Raw genomic sequence first — 16744 nt, 5'->3', positions numbered from 1 at the left:
CAGAATGCCCGGTAGAGGATTGCTTACTTCTTTTTGGCATATTCCGCCGTATATTCTTCGATGAGCTTATCTCCGCCGGCCGTTTTCCATCTGTTCACTTCCGCCTGCCATCCGGCTTCGTCGATTTTTCCCATAATAAATTTGGTTTGTGCGTCGCGAATCATCGTGTCCAGCTCATTGCCCTTTTCCGAGTAAGTGCCGGAGTTCAAAGTCAATGCCGGATTTTTGACGACGTTGGGCAAATTATCGGCAACGACCTTCCACCCTTTGGCTTGCAAATCCGTCATGCTCAAAGGCAGCCCGGTTCCGGTCACCTCGAAGGACGGCAAACTGTCGCGATACGGCTTGACTTCCAGATTGAACAGAGCCAAATCTTTAAACTGCGCTTTTCCGTCGGAGGTTTTCGTATAATGCTTGTTCTCAATTCCTCTGGTCAACAAAGTCGACATTTCCGGTTCCAAAAGCTTATCGAAAAATGCCAGCAATCGCTTGAGCTCATTTTCGGTCTTTACGCTTGACTTCGGGAAAACGAAGAAGCCGTTATTGCCCGGTTCGGCGGGTACACGATTGCCTGAAGGCCCCTTGTAGGGCGCGATGTCCACAACGCCGTTCGGTACGGCTTTATTCAGATTTTCCTGCGAAGTAGCGGCCGCCGACGCAACGGTATTGACCCGAATCCCGACTTTCCCCACGTTCCATTTGTTGTCGGCATCGGCCAGCTGCACAACCGAAAAGTCTTGATTGATCAGCTTTTCCTGAAAGAGCCGGCGAAGCAGCTTCATCGAATCCAGGTACGGCTTCGTCATAAATTCAGGCACAAGCTTTCCGTCTTCGACCCCCCACTTGTTCGGAGCGCCTTGCGATACAGCCAATCGGGTCAGGAAGGAGCTGCTTGCCGCCGGATCGTTGTACGACTTGTCGAGGAAAATGCCGTACGTATCGTTTTGCCCGTTCTTATCCGGATCCTTCTCCGCAATCGTTTTCAAAACGTTATACCAATCGTCCAAAGTGACCGGAGGCTTCAAGCCCAGGGCGTCAAACCAATCCTTCCGGTAGGTGATCCCCGCCCGTCCGATGTCTCTGAACAGCGGCAGCCCGTAAAGCTTGCCGTCCACCTTGATATTGTCGTAATAGAGCTGATTTAACGCGGACAAATTTTTATAATCTTTCAAAAGTGGTCCTATTTCCCAAAATATTCCCGATTGAATGGCGTTTAACGTAGTGGCATTCCATGTAATTTTAAACGCTTTGGGCAATTCGCTGGATGCCAGCATGATGTTTTTCTTATCTTCGAACGCGGCGGCCGGTATCCATTGAATGTTCAGCTTGGTATTCGTATATTTTTCGATAGCCTGCTCGATTTCATTGCCTTTTTTCGGCGCTTCCCCTATTTGGGGTGTGGCTATCGTCACCTCGAGCTGCTGTTGTTCATCCTGCGCCGGCACATTTGCCGTGCCGTTCCCGGCTGCGCAGCCCGTTAACTGCGCAGCCGCCGTCAGCAAGGAAACCGCCAAAACACTGAATCGTTTTTTCATTTCCGTACCCCTCCAAGACTCAATATAATATATAAAACGGTGAATGCCAAAGAAGAAAAATTAACCTTTGACCGAACCCAAAAGCACCCCTTTGGCAAAATGCTTCTGCAAAAACGGATACACCAGCGCAATCGGGATCGTCGCAATTACGATCGACGCCATACGAATCGTCTGCGGCAAATAGTCGGTCGGGTCCTGCTGCGACGCCGTATCACCGATTTGGTCCTGCGACAATATGATAATTTGCCTCAATATGACCTGTACGGGGAACTTCTGGGAATCGTTGATATACATAATCGCATTAAAGAACGCATTCCAGTGTCCTACCGCATAGAAAAGTCCGAAGGTGGCCATGGCCGGCATAGATAAAGGGATGACGATGCGAAACAAAATGCCTATGTCGTGGCAGCCGTCGATTTTGGCCGAATCCTCCAACCCGTCGGGTATTTGCTGAAAAAAGTTTTTCAGAACGATCAAATTAAACGCGCTGATCGCTCCCGGAATCATTAAGGACCAGTAGGTGTCGATCATCCCGAAGGCCTTGACGACAAAATAAGTCGGGATCATTCCTCCGCTAAACAGCATCGTAATCAACACCATAATCAGAAAAGTCCGGCGCCCCCGCAAGTACCCTTTTGCCAGCGGATAGGCCGTAAGCGAGGTCAGCAGCAGATTGATGAACGTGCCGAATACCGTAATATATATCGAAACCAGGATGCTGCGGACCATCGTATCCGTTGAAAAAATATATTTATAAGCCCCCAGCGTAAAGTGGGTCGGGAAGAGCAGCAAACCGCCCTTGACAACTTCCTCCGGCGCGGCAAACGACACGGAGACGATGTACAGGAAGGGAATAAACATGATAATCGAAACCAGAAGCAATGCGGAATAATTCAGCGTGTGAAACAATCGATTGCTCCAATTTTTGTCTTCTGTTGGCATGTGTGAGTCACCTCTTCAAGCTTTAATAAACGCCTTCCTCGCCGAATTTTTTCGCAATCCAATTGGACAGCAGCACGAGGACGAGCCCTACCAGGGACTTAAACAATCCTACCGCGGCGCTGTAGCTGTACTGGCCTTGTGTCAAACCTTTCGTGTAAACATACGTATCGAACACTTCCCCGACTTCCCGGTTCATGGAATTCAGCATCAAGAAGATGTGCTCGAAGCCCGTATCGAGAAAGCTGCCTAAGCGAAGAATAAACAAAATAACGACCGTGCTGCGAATGGCGGGCAGCGTAATGTGCCAGAGCTGGCGCCAGCGGCCTGCCCCGTCCATGCGGGCCGCTTCATACAGCTGAAGATCCACCCCGGAGAGCGCGGCAAGAAAAATAATGGTCCCCCAACCGGCTTCCTTCCAAATGGATTGGCCGATAATCATCGGTCTGAACCAGTCCTCGCTCAGCAGGAACGGAATTTTCTCCAGCCCCAACTGACGAATGTATTCGTTTACAATTCCGCCTTCGGTCGTAAATAAAATGTAAAAAATGCCTACCGCAACGACCCAGGAAACAAAATGGGGCAAATAAAGCAGCGTCTGCGCAAACCGTTTGAACACCTGATTCCGGACTTCATTCAGCATGAGCGCTAAAACGATAGGAATCGGAAAGAAAAACAGCAAATTATATACGGCTAACAAAAGCGTGTTGCGAAAAAGCTCCCAAAACTGCGGCTCTGTGAAGAAACGTTCAAAATGCTTGAACCCGACCCAAGGACTGCCCATAAAACCGAGATGGGGTTTATAGTCCTCAAACGCCATCGCCAACCCTGCCATCGGTACATATTTAAAGATGACAAAATAAAGAAATCCGGGTAATAAGATCGCGTACAGCCAGCGATCCCGGATGACATCCCGAACGAACAAAGACTTCTTTAGAATGAACTTATTGTGACTTAATTGCAACCGGTTTACTTGCGATTCCTTCATCGTCGTCCCCCTGACTGAATTCATACTGTGCGGATCGATCACGCTTCATATCATAAATTTTCAAACCCGCTACCGGCAATAGTACGAATCGAACCAAACGCATAGGGGCCTATAGAATAAGGGGAAACAGAGGCTGCTATCATGTTTTGCAAAGCGATTATACTTTCTTAACCTGCCTGATTTTCGCGATATTGCGATAGTTGGCGTTTGTTTAATGATTATCGGTTTATTTTTGATGATTCAAGGGTTAAGAGAAAAAAAGTGATGGACGATCCGGTATGACTGTCCGCATTTTACAACAAATGCCGTCCCGTAAAGAAAATGAAACAAGCTGACTCGGTTTGAGTACCGGCGTCAGCTTGTTAGGCAGGGCTTTTCTGGCTGGTCGTTCTTCCTTGAATATAGGAGAAAAAGCATGCTGCCGAGGCAACATGCTTTCTCCATCCATACCCTTTGCGGTTTAGGCCTTCACCATCGCCTTAAATTGCTTGCGTCTGCGGTGAAGGATAGGCTCCGTGTAGCCGTTCGGCTGATTGTATCCTTCGAATACCAGCTCGCAGGCCGCTTGAAACGCCACAGAACGATCGTAATCTTCGGCCATCGGCCGATAAGCCGGATCGCCGGCGTTCTGCTCGTCGACCACTTTGGCCATGCGTTTCATCGTTTCCATGACCTGATCTTTTGTACAAATCCCGTGATGCAGCCAGTTTGCCATATGCTGGCTGGAAATTCGCAGGGTGGCCCGGTCCTCCATCAGTCCTACGTTGTTAATGTCCGGTACCTTCGAGCAGCCGATTCCCTGCTCCACCCAGCGAACGACATAGCCGAGGATGCCTTGGGCATTGTTGTCCAGCTCCTGCGCAATCTCTTCGGGACTCCAATTTCGGTTCTTTTCCACCGGAATGGCCAAAATATCGTCGCGGTAGTCCCGATTGTTTTGCTTTAACCGGTTTTGCACCGCCTTTACATCGATTTGATGATAATGGAGCGCGTGCAGCGCGGCCGCCGTCGGCGACGGCACCCATGCCGTATTGCAGCCGGCTTCAAGCTGAGCGATCTTCAACTTCAGCATTTCCTTCATAAGATCGGGCATCGCCCACATCCCTTTGCCGATCTGGGCGCGGCCCTGCAGCCCGCAAGCCAGCCCGATGCTTACGTTGGATTGCTCGTAGCCCTGCAGCCACTTCGCCGATTTCATATTGTTTTTGCGGATCATAGGCCCCGCTTCCATCGAGGTATGCATCTCGTCCCCGGTTCGATCCAGGAAACCGGTATTGATAAACACGATGCGATCCTTCACTTCCCGGATGCAGGCTTTCAAATTAAGAGAAGTGCGGCGTTCTTCGTCCATGACCCCGATTTTGATCGTATTGCGCTCCAAGCCGAGCATGTCTTCCACCCGATCGAACAGCTCTCCGGCAAAAGCGACCTCCTGCGATCCGTGCATCTTCGGCTTCACGATGTAGATGGAGCCTTTGGAAGAATTCGTGAACGGACTATTTTTCAGCAGATCGTGTTTGGCGATAAGGCTGGTCACGACCGCATCCAAAATCCCTTCGGGAATTTCCTGCCCATTCGGGTCCAGTACCGCATCGATCGTCATCAGATGTCCGACATTGCGAACAAACAGCAGCGAACGCCCGGGCAAACTGAACTCCTCTCCCGAAGGCGACGTATATTGGCGATCCGGATGAAGCGTTCGGGTTATCGATTGATTGCCTTTCGTGAAGGTCGCGGATAAAGTTCCTTTCATCAGCCCCAGCCAATTGCGGTATACCGATACTTTATCTTCGGCATCCACCGCCGCTACGGAATCTTCGCAATCCATAATTGTGGTAAGCGCCGCTTCCATCAGAATATCTTTAATGCCCGCCTTGTCCGTTTGGCCGATCGGATGACGGCGGTCGATTTGGATTTCAAAATGCAGCCCATGGTTTATAAAGAGAATCGATGTCGGCTCTTCCGGTCTGCCTTGATAACCTGCAAGCTTGGAGGTTTCTTTCAATCCCGCTTTTTTCCCGCTGCTCAGCGAAACGGAAAGCTGCCCTTCTTCAATCGAATAACGAACGGCTTCCTCATGAGACCCCTCGGTTAGCGGCACCGCCCGATCCAAAAAGCTTTTCGCATACGCAATAACTTTCCCGCCCCTGATCGGGTTGTATGCACCCGTTCGCTCGGCTCCGCCCTCGTCATCCGTCGCATCGGTTCCGTACAGGGCGTCGTACAGGCTTCCCCAGCGGGCGTTCGCCGCGTTAAGCGCGTAGCGGGCATTATTGACCGGCACGACGAGCTGCGGGCCGGCTTGAAACGCGATTTCGTCATCCACATTTTGCGTCGTAATCTGCACATCTCCCGCTTCCGGCTCCAAATACCCGATTTCGTTTAAAAACGACTTATATTCGTTAAAATCATAGTTCTCCCCGTTTTTCCGGTGCCATTCGTTGATCCGATTTTGAAGTTCATCCCGTTTGGCCAGCAGCGCTTTATTTTTAGGCGCCAAGTCGGCGATCAGCCGTTCCAAATCGGACCAGAACCGCCCCTCGTCCACCCTGCTTCCGGGCAATGCTTCCGAGCAAATAAACCGGTGCAGCTCAGAAGCAACCTGCAGATTCCCTACTTTAACGTATTGTTCCATCGATAATCTCCTCCTCCATATCATTTTACTCAGCTTTCACTTGATTTCGAAGGTGTCCTATGCCTTCAATGTAACAATCGACCACATCGCCGTCGCGGACGGCTTCCGATCCCGCCGGGGTTCCCGTCAAAATGACGTCTCCCGGCATAAGGGTCATGAACCGGCTGATGTACGATATCATGACGTCGATCGGCGTAATGATGCGCTCCATAGTGCTGTCTTGTTTCAAAATCCCGTTAACTGCCGCTTTCATGCGCGCGGACCGGTAATCGAATTCCGTCTCGAGCACCGGACCGAGGGGACAGAACGTATCAAACGCTTTGCCGATCGTCCAATGTCCTTCCGGGTGGAAATAATTGAAAGCGCCGAAGTCGTTCGCTACCGTATATCCGAAAATAACCCCGTCTGCCTCTGCAGGATCCAGGTTTTTCGCGGTTTTCCCGATAACGACGGCAAGCTCCGCTTCGAACTTGATCTCTTCCGTTCCGCGAGGCAGGAGTACCGGGTCCTCCGGACCTACCACCGTTCCCAGCGGTTTGAAAAATAAAATCGGCATGTCGGGAACAGGCGGCTTCTCGGCCCCTTCCGCGGCAAAGTTTTTGCCGATGCCTATGATATGCCTTGGAATAAGGGGCGCTTTGAAGCGAATATCGCTCACCGGAAACGTTCTCCCCGTTAATGTACGGGCGTCGAACAAATCTCCGGTAAATTCTTTTACGGTGCTTCCCTCGATAATGCCGCTCAAAATCTCCGGTTCTTCGGAAATCGTGAATCGAACCAGCTTCATCTTTTTATCAACCTTTCGTTCGACATTGTGAACATCGTTCATTATATTACTTAAAATAATATTCCCATAGATTGCTTTAAACGTCAATGGGAATATTGGAAACCTATTATTCCTTGGACGAGGCGACATATTTCTTAACTTCCGCGCAGCGGGCAGGTTTCGGGAATATTTTGTCCGGATTGCAAAGACCTAAAGGGTTGAAGACGTCGCGAATATCCGTTTGCGCCTGAATTTCCCGCTCGTTGAAAATAAACCGCATATCCTCCATCTTCTCGATGCCCACCCCGTGCTCGCCGGTAATGGAACCGCCTACGTCCGCGCAAACCTTCAGCACCTCGGAGCCCGCGGCCACCGCTCTTTCCGTCTCTCCGGGCACCCTGGAATCAAATAAAATGAGCGGATGCAGATTGCCGTCACCGGCGTGAAACACATTGGCGATGCGCAGCTTGTATTTCGCGCTGATTTCCCCCACCTTCGCCAAAACTTCAGGAAGCTTGCTGCGCGGAATCACCCCGTCCTGGACCAGATAATCCGGTGAAATAGTGCCCATGGCGCCGAATGCGGTTTTCCGGTTGGCCCACCAGCGCCCCCGTTCCAAGGCATCCGCCGCTTGGCGCACCTCCCGTACCCGATTTTTTCGGCAAACGGCAATGATGTGATCGATCTGATCCTGCAGCCCTTCCTCGATTCCGTCGACTTCGACGATAAGCACCGCACCCAGATCCCTTGGATATCCGACCGGATAGTTGCCCGATTCAACGCCTTCAATGGCGATTTTGTCCATCATTTCCAGAGCCGCCGGAACGATGCCTGCAGCAATAATCTCCGAGACGGCCACGCTGGCGTCGTTAACATCGTCATATAAGGCGAGCACCGTCTTGACTCCCTGCGGTTTCTTCAAAATGCGGACCGTAATTTCCGTCACGATGCCCATCGTGCCTTCCGATCCGGTCAGGATGCCGAGCAAATCGTACCCCGGGCTGTCCGGCGTCCCTCCGGTTTTCACGATATCGCCGTTCGGGAGAACGAGCTCGAGCCCGAGCACGTGGTTGGTCGTCACGCCGTATTTCAGGCAGTGCGCCCCGCCTGCGTTTTCCCCGACGTTCCCGCCTATCGTACAGGCTGCCTGACTGGAAGGATCGGGAGCGTAATAATATCCTTTCGACGAAATCGAATTGGACAGCTTCAGATTGATGTAGCCGGGCTGAACGACCGCCCTGCGATTCAAATAATCGATGCTGAGCAATTTATTCATCCGCACCAGGCTGACGATCACTTCCCCGCCTTGCGCTATCGCTCCGCCGCTAAGGCCCGTCCCCGCTCCCCGGGGCAAAAAAGGAATTTGCCGTTCATACAAATACTTGACGACCCGGGAAACCTCCTCCGTCGACTTGGGGAAAACGACGGCCGCGGGAAGCGATTTTTCGATCGTATATCCGTCGCATTCGTACGCCACCAAATCCTCGTAGCGGTGCAGAACGGCGGATGGGCCAAGCATCTGCACCATCGCCCGGACGAATTGCTCGCGCTGCTCGATACTGACGAAACGGTTCGACGCCGAATTCTTGGCATGGATCGCCTCATTCATGACCTGATGCCTCCTCCTTACGGTATGCCCAATCGAGCAGCTGAATCGTGTGAACAATTTGTTCCGTCCGGTTATGGCGCACGACGCCGACCTGAAACTGCATCATGCAGCCGGGATTGCCCATAGCCACCGCATCGCACCCGCCGGGGATGTCGTTCATCTTGCGGTCCAGAAGCTGCCCGGCCATCTCGGGATGCGTCAGGTTGTATATGCCGGCGCTGCCGCAGCAGCGATCGGCATCGGGCAAATCGGCAATCTGCAAGCCGGGAATGGCTGCAAGCAGCCGGCGCGGCTCGGCCCGTACACCTTGTGCGTGCGCCAAATGGCAGGCGTCATGGTAAGTGACCGTCATGTCGAGTTTCCCTTTGGGCGCGATCAGGCCGAGCCGGTCGAGAAACTGCGAGACGTCCATGATTTTTTCGCTGAACAAATGCGCCTTCTCGTGGTAGCGCTCGTCATTTTTGAACAATTCCCCGTATTCCTTCAGCGTCGAACCGCAGCCCGCCGCATTTACGATAATGGCGTCGATGTCATCGGATAAAAATACGTCGATATTATGGCGCGCCAATTGCTTCGCTTGATCGCGGTCCCCTGCGTGAACGTGGAGAGCGCCGCAGCATTTTTGCGCTTTCGGTATCCATACTTCGCAGCCGTTGCGGCGCAAAACGCGGATTGTCGCTTCGTTGACGTCGCTGAACACGACATCCATGACGCAGCCCGTAAGCACCGCCACCTTCGCCCGTTTGGCGCCGATGGCCGGCAGCGTTTCCGGATGGGAACGCAGCACCGGCGGCCTTGACAGCTTGGGCAGCGCTTTCTCCATCTCGCGCAAATGCGCAGGCAACAGGCGCATCACACCTAATTTATCCGCCGCAAAAGCGAGTCCGGACTTTTGGTACAGCTTCAGCAGCGTCCCGAGCATTTGCATTCTGGACGGGTACGGGAAAAGCCCGTGCAAAAACAGCTTGTGCAGCAATCCGGAGAAGCCCTTCGGAGGATCGGCCTTGTACAGCTGCCCTCGCGCTTCTTCGATCAGCGCCCCCACTTGAACGCCGGACGGACATGCGGTTTCGCAGGCCCGGCAGTCCAGACAGGTGGACACCGGATTTTTGAAAAACTCGTTCAGCTGCATTTTTCCTTCCGCAACGGATTTAATCAGATAGACCCGTCCCCGCGGAGAATGCGGTTCCAATGCGGTTTCCTGGTAGGTCGGGCACGCCTCGAGGCACATCCCGCAATGCACGCATTGCGAAAACTTCTCCGGATCGGGGGCATCCTCCCATAAATAATTGGAACGCGTTAACGAAATATCGTGGCATGCTTGGGGAGCCGCCTGCGGTTTTTTGACACCTTGCTGCGCCATCTCAAATACCTCCTACAAACCGACCCGGGTTCAAGATGCGCTTCGGATCGATTTTCTCCTTGATCCCTTTCATCAATTTCCAATCTTCCGCTTCAGCGCCCCATACGTTCAGCTTTGTCCTCATTTTGCGAGGAGCGATTTCGATCACCGACCGTCCGTTCAGGCTGCCGAGGAACGACTCGGCGGTGCGAAGCCATTCGAAAACCGCCTGCTGCTGTCCCCATTCCGCCCGAACCGTTGCTCTGCTGATGCCTGTATACAGACCCCCATGGAAATCCAGCGGCAGCCCTTTTTCATCCGCTGCCTGCTGCACGGCTTCGTAAACGGCCGGTACTTCCGCAATCATGGAGAGCAGCTTGACGCCGATCACAAGCTTATCGTCCGGAATGTCGTGCGAATTCGGAAGATGCTCCCGCAATCCGAAGAGTACGGCCCGGGTTTCTTTATACCCCGATATCCGCTCCAGCACCGTAACCCCTAAGCTGTTACAAGCGTTCTGCAGCCAGTTCAATTGAAATCGTACCGAACGCTCCACATCCTCGAACGACACTAGCAGCACCGGATCGCCGGCGGAACTGCCGAATATTCGCGCTCCCAGCCGTCCGTTTATCCATTCCGCTGCGGATGGTTCAAGCTGAGAGTCGAGCAAAATTTCCTGCAGCTTGCGGAGCTTAAGCGGATCCGGGTCGCCAATGGCCAAAGCTCCGGCATAGGGCGGGATTGGCCGGATTTTAAAGGTGAGCTCGGTGAACACCCCCAGGGTGCCCATCGAACCGATAAAAAGCTTGTTCATGTCGTAACCGGCCACATTTTTGACGACCTTTGCGCCCGTGCGAATCAGCGTGCCGTCCGGATAACAAATACGGGACGCGATTAAATAATCTCTCGCCGATCCGTACATCGCTCTTCCGGGTCCCGAAGCGCCCGCGGCGACGATCCCGCCTAAGGTCGCTTGCTCCTCCCATGCCGGATCAAGCGGCAGAAACTGCCCTTCCACGCCTAAAGCTTGCTGAAGCTCGCGCAGCGTTGTTCCCGGCAGCGCGGTGACGGTGAGGTCCCCGGCGGAATGGTGGATGATGCCGGACATTTTTTTCAACGATAATATGATATCGATTTCGTCGCCGGGATGTCCGTACGCATCTTTCGTACCTCCCCCCTGAGGGGCGACACGTACATGGTTGCTGGCGGCCCAGCTTAAAATTTGCTCAATTTCCCGTTCTTCGGAAGGAAACACAACCATGGGAGCATGGAGCCGGTATTGACGCTCTCCCTCTTCATTGCGAATCGCAACATTCTCCGGACCTACCATGCCGACCAAATCGCGCTTCATTTCATCGGTTGTCAGCTTGACCGTTTCAGGCATTTCATCACCTCGCTAAAATTCGGCAAATATGACTTTGGATAGCGGTTGTTCAATATATTGAACATTGTTCATTATTATATCTATAACAATTTTCCCACAGGTTTCCGGCCGTGTCAATATCGATGGACTATATCTTTGCAGGCGCTTTATAGACAATATATGATTCAATCGTCCCGGAAATTTCGAGATCAAAAAATGAGTGTCGGGGAGTGATTCTTGATCGATAATCGCGAGAAAAAAAGGCCCAATGATGGGCCGGAATTTCCAAATATTATAGTTTTGTAATTTTACTTTGTCTCCGGCCGTTGTTCATTCATTTCTTTCATGTACAAATACATGCCGGACATGTCTTTGTCCCCGAATCCTTGGGCTTTTGCGGTATGGAGCAGCCGCTCCACCTCAGCTCCTATCGGCAGGGCGGCTCCGTTATCGTCCGCCATTTTTTTCACCAGCACCAGATCCTTGTGCAGCAGATTAAGAGCGAAGCCCGGTTGGAACTGTTCCTTTTCGACAAACTGGGTATAATGCCGGTCATAAATCCGGCTCTGAGCGAAGCTGTTGCTTAAAATTTGATGCAGCATATCTTTGGGCAGGCTCATTTTGTCGGCCAGCGCCATCGCTTCGCTCGCAGCCTGGGTATGGATACCGACCATCAGCTGATTCAGCAGCTTGACGACGGTTCCATTGCCGACTTCCCCAACGTGGTAGATGTTTTTACCCACCTTCTCCAGGATGGGAAGCACCCGATCGAACACCGGCTTGTCGCCGCCGACCATAATGGACAGCGTCGCCTGCTCGGCTCCCACCGTTCCGCCGCTAACCGGCGCGTCCAGAAATTCCATGCCTGCCCGCCCGGCGGCCGAGGCGATTTTGACACAAAGATCCGGCGATACGGTGCTGAAGTCGATCAAGACCAGACCCTTTCGGCCGTTAGCCACAATTCCTTCGGGACCGAGGAACATTTGCTCCACGTCCGCCGGCATCGGCAGGCACGTCATGATCACATCCGCCTGCTGCGCCAGTTCTTTCAGGGACAATCCGATTTTCCCCCCGGACTCCGCAAATGCCGCTTCTCTGCCTTGGCTCCGGTTTTTCCCATACACCTCGTACCCGGCTTTAACCAGATTCCGCGCCATAGGCAATCCCATATTTCCCAAACCGATAAATGCGAGCTTCAAGTTTTTTTCCTCCTTGGGTTAGTTTAAAATTTCGATCGCTTTGGAGCACATATTCCAGCTGCGGTCGGAATATCCCGCGATGTCCTGCATACAGGTTATTTCCCGTAATGGCTCCCTTGCGATTCCGGCGTGTACACATCGTCAGGGCGCAACTCGTTGAGCAGCGGTTCCCCGGCTCGGTAACGTCTGACATTTTCCGCGATAATGTCTATGGAACGGCCTGTGCGATCGGGCACCTGCGGCGTTGTATGCGGTGTAATCAGCGTGTTCGGCGCGTCCCAAAGCGGACTGTCCGAAGGCAGAGGCTCCCGGGTGAACGTGTCGAGCCCGGCCCCGCCGATCTGTCCCGCATATAGAGCTTCGGCCAAGGCCGCTTCGTCAATGACGGCGCCGCGCGCCATATTGACTATGCATGCGGACCGCTTCATCAGCGCCAGCTCCCGGCGGCCGATCAAATGATGCGTCGCATTGCTCAGCGGCACGGCCAGCACGATAAAATCGCTTTCGGTCAGCAGCTCGTCGAGCGAATCGCCGTCGGCGGCGCAGAAGAGCCGGTCGACTCCCGGAGGCGGAGGGGCGCTGCTCCGGCGGTAACCGAGCACGCGCATGCCCATCGCCTTGGCCCGTACTGCCAGATCGGCGCCGGTATTGCCCATGCCGACGATGCCGACCGTCCGTCCGTACAATCCCCGAAGGTCGTTCTGGCCGGGCACTCCCCATTGATGCGCCCGCTGGGCGTCAAGAAACCGCGGAAACTGATAAGCCAGAGCCAGCATAAAAAAGATCGCATGCTCCGCCAGCGCAGGTGACGATCGCCCCGCCGAACTCGTTACGAGCAGCCCCCGCTCGAACAGCTCGGGCCTCGCGCTTTTGTTTAATCCGGCATGATCGCAGTGAATCCATCGGAGCAGCGGGGCCTGAAAGAATCGTTCATCCAGGATATCGCCTGCAAGCACAGCTACATCCGCGACCTCAAGCGCTTGGCGGATGCCTTCGCGATCGTCGCTCCTCAGGCGGATGAGCGATGCCGGTTCAAAGGCTTGGACCAACCTCCGATAATGTTCCTCTTTATAGTCGACCGTAGTAAGCACGACCCGAATGTCCCTCATATTGCAGCCTCCTCAGACTATTGGCAGCTTTAATCCTCGATCACAACAGTTTCAAACAAATCAAGCTCATCCAGATTAAATGAAAGCTCATTGTCACGGTAAACAAAAGGTATATCGCCGGAACGGCGCAGCGCATGGACGCGCGACGGTTTGGCATCCGCCCGCAGGGTGAAGCGAATGTTCCGAACCGGCAAAGGCGCATGGAATGCGGTTCCAAGTTGTCCGGAACCATTTACTGCGCTGATCAGGCGCCGCGAGGGCCCTCTGTGGAAGGTTACTTCCACGAGCGGTGAAGCATCTGCTTGCAGAGGCTCCCGGTGACCGAGCACATCCCGCAGCGCCGCCATCAAGAGGCGGGCATGACCGTGGTTGCTCAGTTTTTCATAATGCGCTCCAAGCCCCCACGGAATATAGGCGGACTCCCCTTTTCCATATCGGCCAAAGATCAACCCCGGCGTGTCCGTCTGCTCGGTTATATAACATTTCTCCGGAGGTCCGAACATGCACGAAGGAATCAACCCGAGAAATCCCTCCGCACCTTCCTCCAGCTTGCACTCCAACGCTTCCCCGTACAAATACACAAGGTCGATTTGTTCGAAACCCCGAAGTGTGGATTTATCCGCTTCGCGGATTCGGAAATAAGCCCCCTGTACCTTCGGTTTAAGCTCAAACTCCTTCGTCCCTATGCTTTGCAGGCGGATGCGTCCCAGAGGATGTCCTTTCTCATCGCACGTAGAGCTAAATCCGGTGGCAAGCAGTTTTCCCCCCTGTTCCACGAAACGGTCGACGGCTTCCACCGCACTGTCGCTCATGCTTCGCTGGTCGGCGAGGATCAGCAGCTTGTAACGTTTAAGTTTCTCTTCAATTTGCGGCGATTGCAGCGCGCTGTCGTGCAGCAAATCGTATTGCACGTGGTTTTCGGCCAAAATTCTCATGATTCCCTTTAATTCGTTTTTGCTTCCGAATATACTGCTGCTTTCCGGGACAACCAGGCCAATCTCGGCCAAGGATGCAAGGTTCGAATAATACTCCTCATGATCGCGGTGAAAACGGTAAATATCTTTCACGAGGTCGAAGCAAAGCCGGTCATCCTGATTAACGAGCGTACCGATCACGTAATAATCGAGCCATCCCCCGTTCACCAGATTTTGCGCCAGCCGCAGCCCGGTCAAGTGAGGAGAAACCGCCGTATGCCGCATGGCATAATCGACGAAGTGGACCGCCGAATTGCTTACGGCCATCCCGTCCCAAGTGCCCCGAACGGTGCGCACGTTTTCCGTAGCCGAGTAATTCCATTCCGGCAGAGGCCGGTTGATCCCCGTGTTGGATTCCTTGCGGAAGATGTCTGTTCCTGAATGCGTATAGTTGCATACGGCGATATGTGGATTGATGCGCTTAACAACCTCCACCCGTTTGAGAAACAGCTCCCTTACCGTCTCGGCACGGAACTTCTCATAATCCCGGAAAATCGGATCGTCCGGATCCTCCTTCAGAGGCAGCCGTTCATGGCCGGTGTACTCGAAAAATCGCTTTTGGCAGCTGCCGCATTGGCAAATCCCGTAATAATTGTAGCTGTAGTCGTGAGTCACGTAACCGTGCATATTGAAGAATATGCCGTCAATAGGATACCTTTCGGCCACTTCCCGCAATATTTGAAGCGAATACTCCTGTTGGTAGTAGCCGTTGATGCAAGTATGCACCTGGCCGTTGTAATTGACGATTTCTCCGTCCACGCTTCGATACAGCCAGTCGGGATTAGGCAACGCGCATTTTTCGTTTAACCGGCTGAAATCGAAACGGGCTATGAACTTCATTCCTTTTTCGTGAACGCGCTGAATCACCTTCCCGGCAAAATCATCCTTCAAATTGGGATTAACATAATGGAATTCAAGCGCGGAAGGATAGTTGGCCACTATTCCTCCTACGTTAAACAGCAGGACATTTGCCGAGAATTCCTCCAGGCTCCGCATATACTCGTCGATGTCCAGCATCGCGTCAATCTCTCTTAAATTCGTCTGTATCAGCCGCATCGGCTTCTGTTGCCACCAACCCATCGTCGATTCCTCCCAAAAATGATATATACGTCCATCCGGACACCTTCACTTGCTGCAGTCGGCTAATTCGGTATTCCGCTTTCTCATTGGAATAACCAATAGACAGGTATGACCAATACCGAAGTGACCATCCCCGCCAAACACATGGAAAACCCGCTGATGCTTCCCAGCAGGTCCGATTCGCGAATTAACCGGCCCGTCCCGATCCCATGGGATGACGTCCCCACCGCGGTGCCGACGGAAAAGTCATCCCGCATGCCAAACCGTCTGAGCACCTCGGGGCCGATCATGCTGCCAAGCAGCCCCGTCAATACGGTGAGAACGGAGCCGAGCTCGGGATTCCCCCCCATGGAACGGATAATTTCAATCGATATCGGCGTAGTTACGGACTTGGGCATCATCGTAAACATGATTTCCCGGGAACCGCCCAATAGCCACACCAGAGCAGAGCTGCATGCTACGCCCGTAAGGGAGCCTGCCAAAATTCCCGCTACAATGGGACGCAGCTTCTCTTTAAATTTTTGTGCGTTTTTATAAAGCGGAACTCCCATAGCTACGGTCGCGGGTCCGAGGAAAAATTCAATCAGGCTCCCTCCGACCTTATAATCGGAATAAGGTACCCCGCCTGCAAGCAGCACAAGAATAATGAGGCCGGAGCATACAAACAACGGATGGAGCCATTTGATATACCGGTGTACGCCAAACGAACAAACGTAAGCCAACACGGTCAGGGAAATGCCGAACATCGGACTTTGTGCATACGGTTGCAGGTTCAAGAATGTTCCCTCCTTGCTGCGTCGCGCCATGATGCGGGAATATTCGGACTCGAGCTTGCTTTTTTTCTGCCGGTCAGCGCCCTCACGGTCCATCCCGTGGCAAGCAGTACAGCCAACCAGCTTATGAAAAATGTGACAACAATAGAAGCGGCATGTTCCCGGATCAAAGGCAGAATAGATAACGTCCCTGCAATAATGGGGGCGAAAAACAACAGCATATGCCGGTTCAAAAACGAAGCGGTTTTTTCTACCCATTTCAATTTGATCAAGCCTGTAAATAAAAATAACGTAAATAAGGCCAGACCGATCACGTTACCTGGGAGTGGAACGTTCAACCCTTTTTGAATGGACATTCCAGCCAAATAAAAAGCCAATAAAATTGCAAAACCACGCATTGCGAATCCCCCATTATGCCAAGACGTGCTGTTA

General features: G+C 52.9%; 13 protein-coding genes. All 13 read right to left on the bottom strand.

What is annotated here, in order from left to right; genetic code table 11:
• Positions 1-23 precede the first annotated feature (23 nt).
• Positions 24-1535: an extracellular solute-binding protein gene (locus MYS68_RS37840; RefSeq protein ID WP_248930678.1), complete on the bottom strand. Its 1512-nt coding sequence runs from the start codon at positions 1533-1535 to the stop codon at positions 24-26.
• 60 nt (positions 1536-1595) lie between these two features.
• Entirely contained in the window at positions 1596-2477 is an 882-nt protein-coding gene (locus tag MYS68_RS37835; RefSeq protein WP_248930677.1) for a carbohydrate ABC transporter permease, read from the bottom strand.
• Positions 2478-2499: 22 nt separating this feature from the next.
• Complete coding sequence (locus tag MYS68_RS37830) at positions 2500-3462, bottom strand: ABC transporter permease (protein WP_248930676.1); 963 nt, start codon at positions 3460-3462, stop codon at positions 2500-2502.
• Between the two features lie 460 nt (positions 3463-3922).
• Positions 3923-6097, bottom strand: coding sequence for a malate synthase G (locus tag MYS68_RS37825; RefSeq protein ID WP_248930675.1), 2175 nt, complete (start codon positions 6095-6097; stop codon positions 3923-3925).
• A 25-nt stretch (positions 6098-6122) separates the two neighbouring features.
• Positions 6123-6884 carry a fumarylacetoacetate hydrolase family protein gene (locus MYS68_RS37820; protein WP_248930674.1) on the bottom strand — a complete coding sequence of 254 codons (762 nt, stop codon included), beginning with the start codon at positions 6882-6884 and terminating at the stop codon, positions 6123-6125.
• A 106-nt stretch (positions 6885-6990) separates the two neighbouring features.
• Positions 6991-8391, bottom strand: a complete 1401-nt coding sequence (locus tag MYS68_RS37815) for an FAD-linked oxidase C-terminal domain-containing protein (RefSeq protein ID WP_248931151.1) — start codon at positions 8389-8391, stop codon at positions 6991-6993.
• A 73-nt stretch (positions 8392-8464) separates the two neighbouring features.
• Positions 8465-9835: a (Fe-S)-binding protein gene (locus tag MYS68_RS37810; protein WP_248930673.1), complete on the bottom strand. Its 1371-nt coding sequence runs from the start codon at positions 9833-9835 to the stop codon at positions 8465-8467.
• Position 9836: 1 nt separating this feature from the next.
• Complete coding sequence (locus tag MYS68_RS37805) at positions 9837-11198, bottom strand: FAD-binding oxidoreductase (protein ID WP_248930672.1); 1362 nt, start codon at positions 11196-11198, stop codon at positions 9837-9839.
• A gap of 287 nt (positions 11199-11485) precedes the next feature.
• Positions 11486-12376: an NAD(P)-dependent oxidoreductase gene (locus tag MYS68_RS37800; protein WP_248930671.1), complete on the bottom strand. Its 891-nt coding sequence runs from the start codon at positions 12374-12376 to the stop codon at positions 11486-11488.
• A gap of 95 nt (positions 12377-12471) precedes the next feature.
• Entirely contained in the window at positions 12472-13485 is a 1014-nt protein-coding gene (locus tag MYS68_RS37795; RefSeq protein WP_248930670.1) for a D-2-hydroxyacid dehydrogenase, read from the bottom strand.
• 29 nt (positions 13486-13514) lie between these two features.
• A complete protein-coding gene (locus tag MYS68_RS37790; RefSeq protein ID WP_248930669.1) occupies positions 13515-15539 on the bottom strand; it encodes a family 10 glycosylhydrolase in 2025 nt (674 codons plus the stop codon).
• An 83-nt stretch (positions 15540-15622) separates the two neighbouring features.
• Positions 15623-16315 carry an LrgB family protein gene (locus MYS68_RS37785; RefSeq protein ID WP_248930668.1) on the bottom strand — a complete coding sequence of 231 codons (693 nt, stop codon included), beginning with the start codon at positions 16313-16315 and terminating at the stop codon, positions 15623-15625.
• Entirely contained in the window at positions 16312-16710 is a 399-nt protein-coding gene (locus MYS68_RS37780; RefSeq protein ID WP_248930667.1) for a CidA/LrgA family protein, read from the bottom strand. Before MYS68_RS37780 ends, MYS68_RS37785 begins: the two co-directional genes overlap by 4 nt.
• Between the last annotated feature and the right edge of the window lie 34 nt (positions 16711-16744).

This window comes from Paenibacillus hamazuiensis (assembly GCF_023276405.1).
GTDB classification, from domain to species: Bacteria; Bacillota; Bacilli; order Paenibacillales; family NBRC-103111; genus Paenibacillus_AF; species Paenibacillus_AF hamazuiensis.
Note: the sequence above shows the minus strand (reverse complement) of the source record. Positions and strands in the feature narration are given on the sequence as shown.

Coding starts and splice junctions, on each gene's coding strand:
- MYS68_RS37840 (WP_248930678.1), bottom strand. CDS start 1,535: ATGAAAAAACGATTCAGTGTTTTGGCGGTTTCCTTGCTGACGGCGGCT.
- MYS68_RS37835 (WP_248930677.1), bottom strand. CDS start 2,477: ATGCCAACAGAAGACAAAAATTGGAGCAATCGATTGTTTCACACGCTG.
- MYS68_RS37830 (WP_248930676.1), bottom strand. CDS start 3,462: ATGAAGGAATCGCAAGTAAACCGGTTGCAATTAAGTCACAATAAGTTC.
- MYS68_RS37825 (WP_248930675.1), bottom strand. CDS start 6,097: ATGGAACAATACGTTAAAGTAGGGAATCTGCAGGTTGCTTCTGAGCTG.
- MYS68_RS37820 (WP_248930674.1), bottom strand. CDS start 6,884: ATGAAGCTGGTTCGATTCACGATTTCCGAAGAACCGGAGATTTTGAGC.
- MYS68_RS37815 (WP_248931151.1), bottom strand. CDS start 8,391: ATGGTGCAGATGCTTGGCCCATCCGCCGTTCTGCACCGCTACGAGGAT.
- MYS68_RS37810 (WP_248930673.1), bottom strand. CDS start 9,835: ATGGCGCAGCAAGGTGTCAAAAAACCGCAGGCGGCTCCCCAAGCATGC.
- MYS68_RS37805 (WP_248930672.1), bottom strand. CDS start 11,198: ATGCCTGAAACGGTCAAGCTGACAACCGATGAAATGAAGCGCGATTTG.
- MYS68_RS37795 (WP_248930670.1), bottom strand. CDS start 13,485: ATGAGGGACATTCGGGTCGTGCTTACTACGGTCGACTATAAAGAGGAA.
- MYS68_RS37790 (WP_248930669.1), bottom strand. CDS start 15,539: ATGGGTTGGTGGCAACAGAAGCCGATGCGGCTGATACAGACGAATTTA.
- MYS68_RS37780 (WP_248930667.1), bottom strand. CDS start 16,710: ATGCGTGGTTTTGCAATTTTATTGGCTTTTTATTTGGCTGGAATGTCC.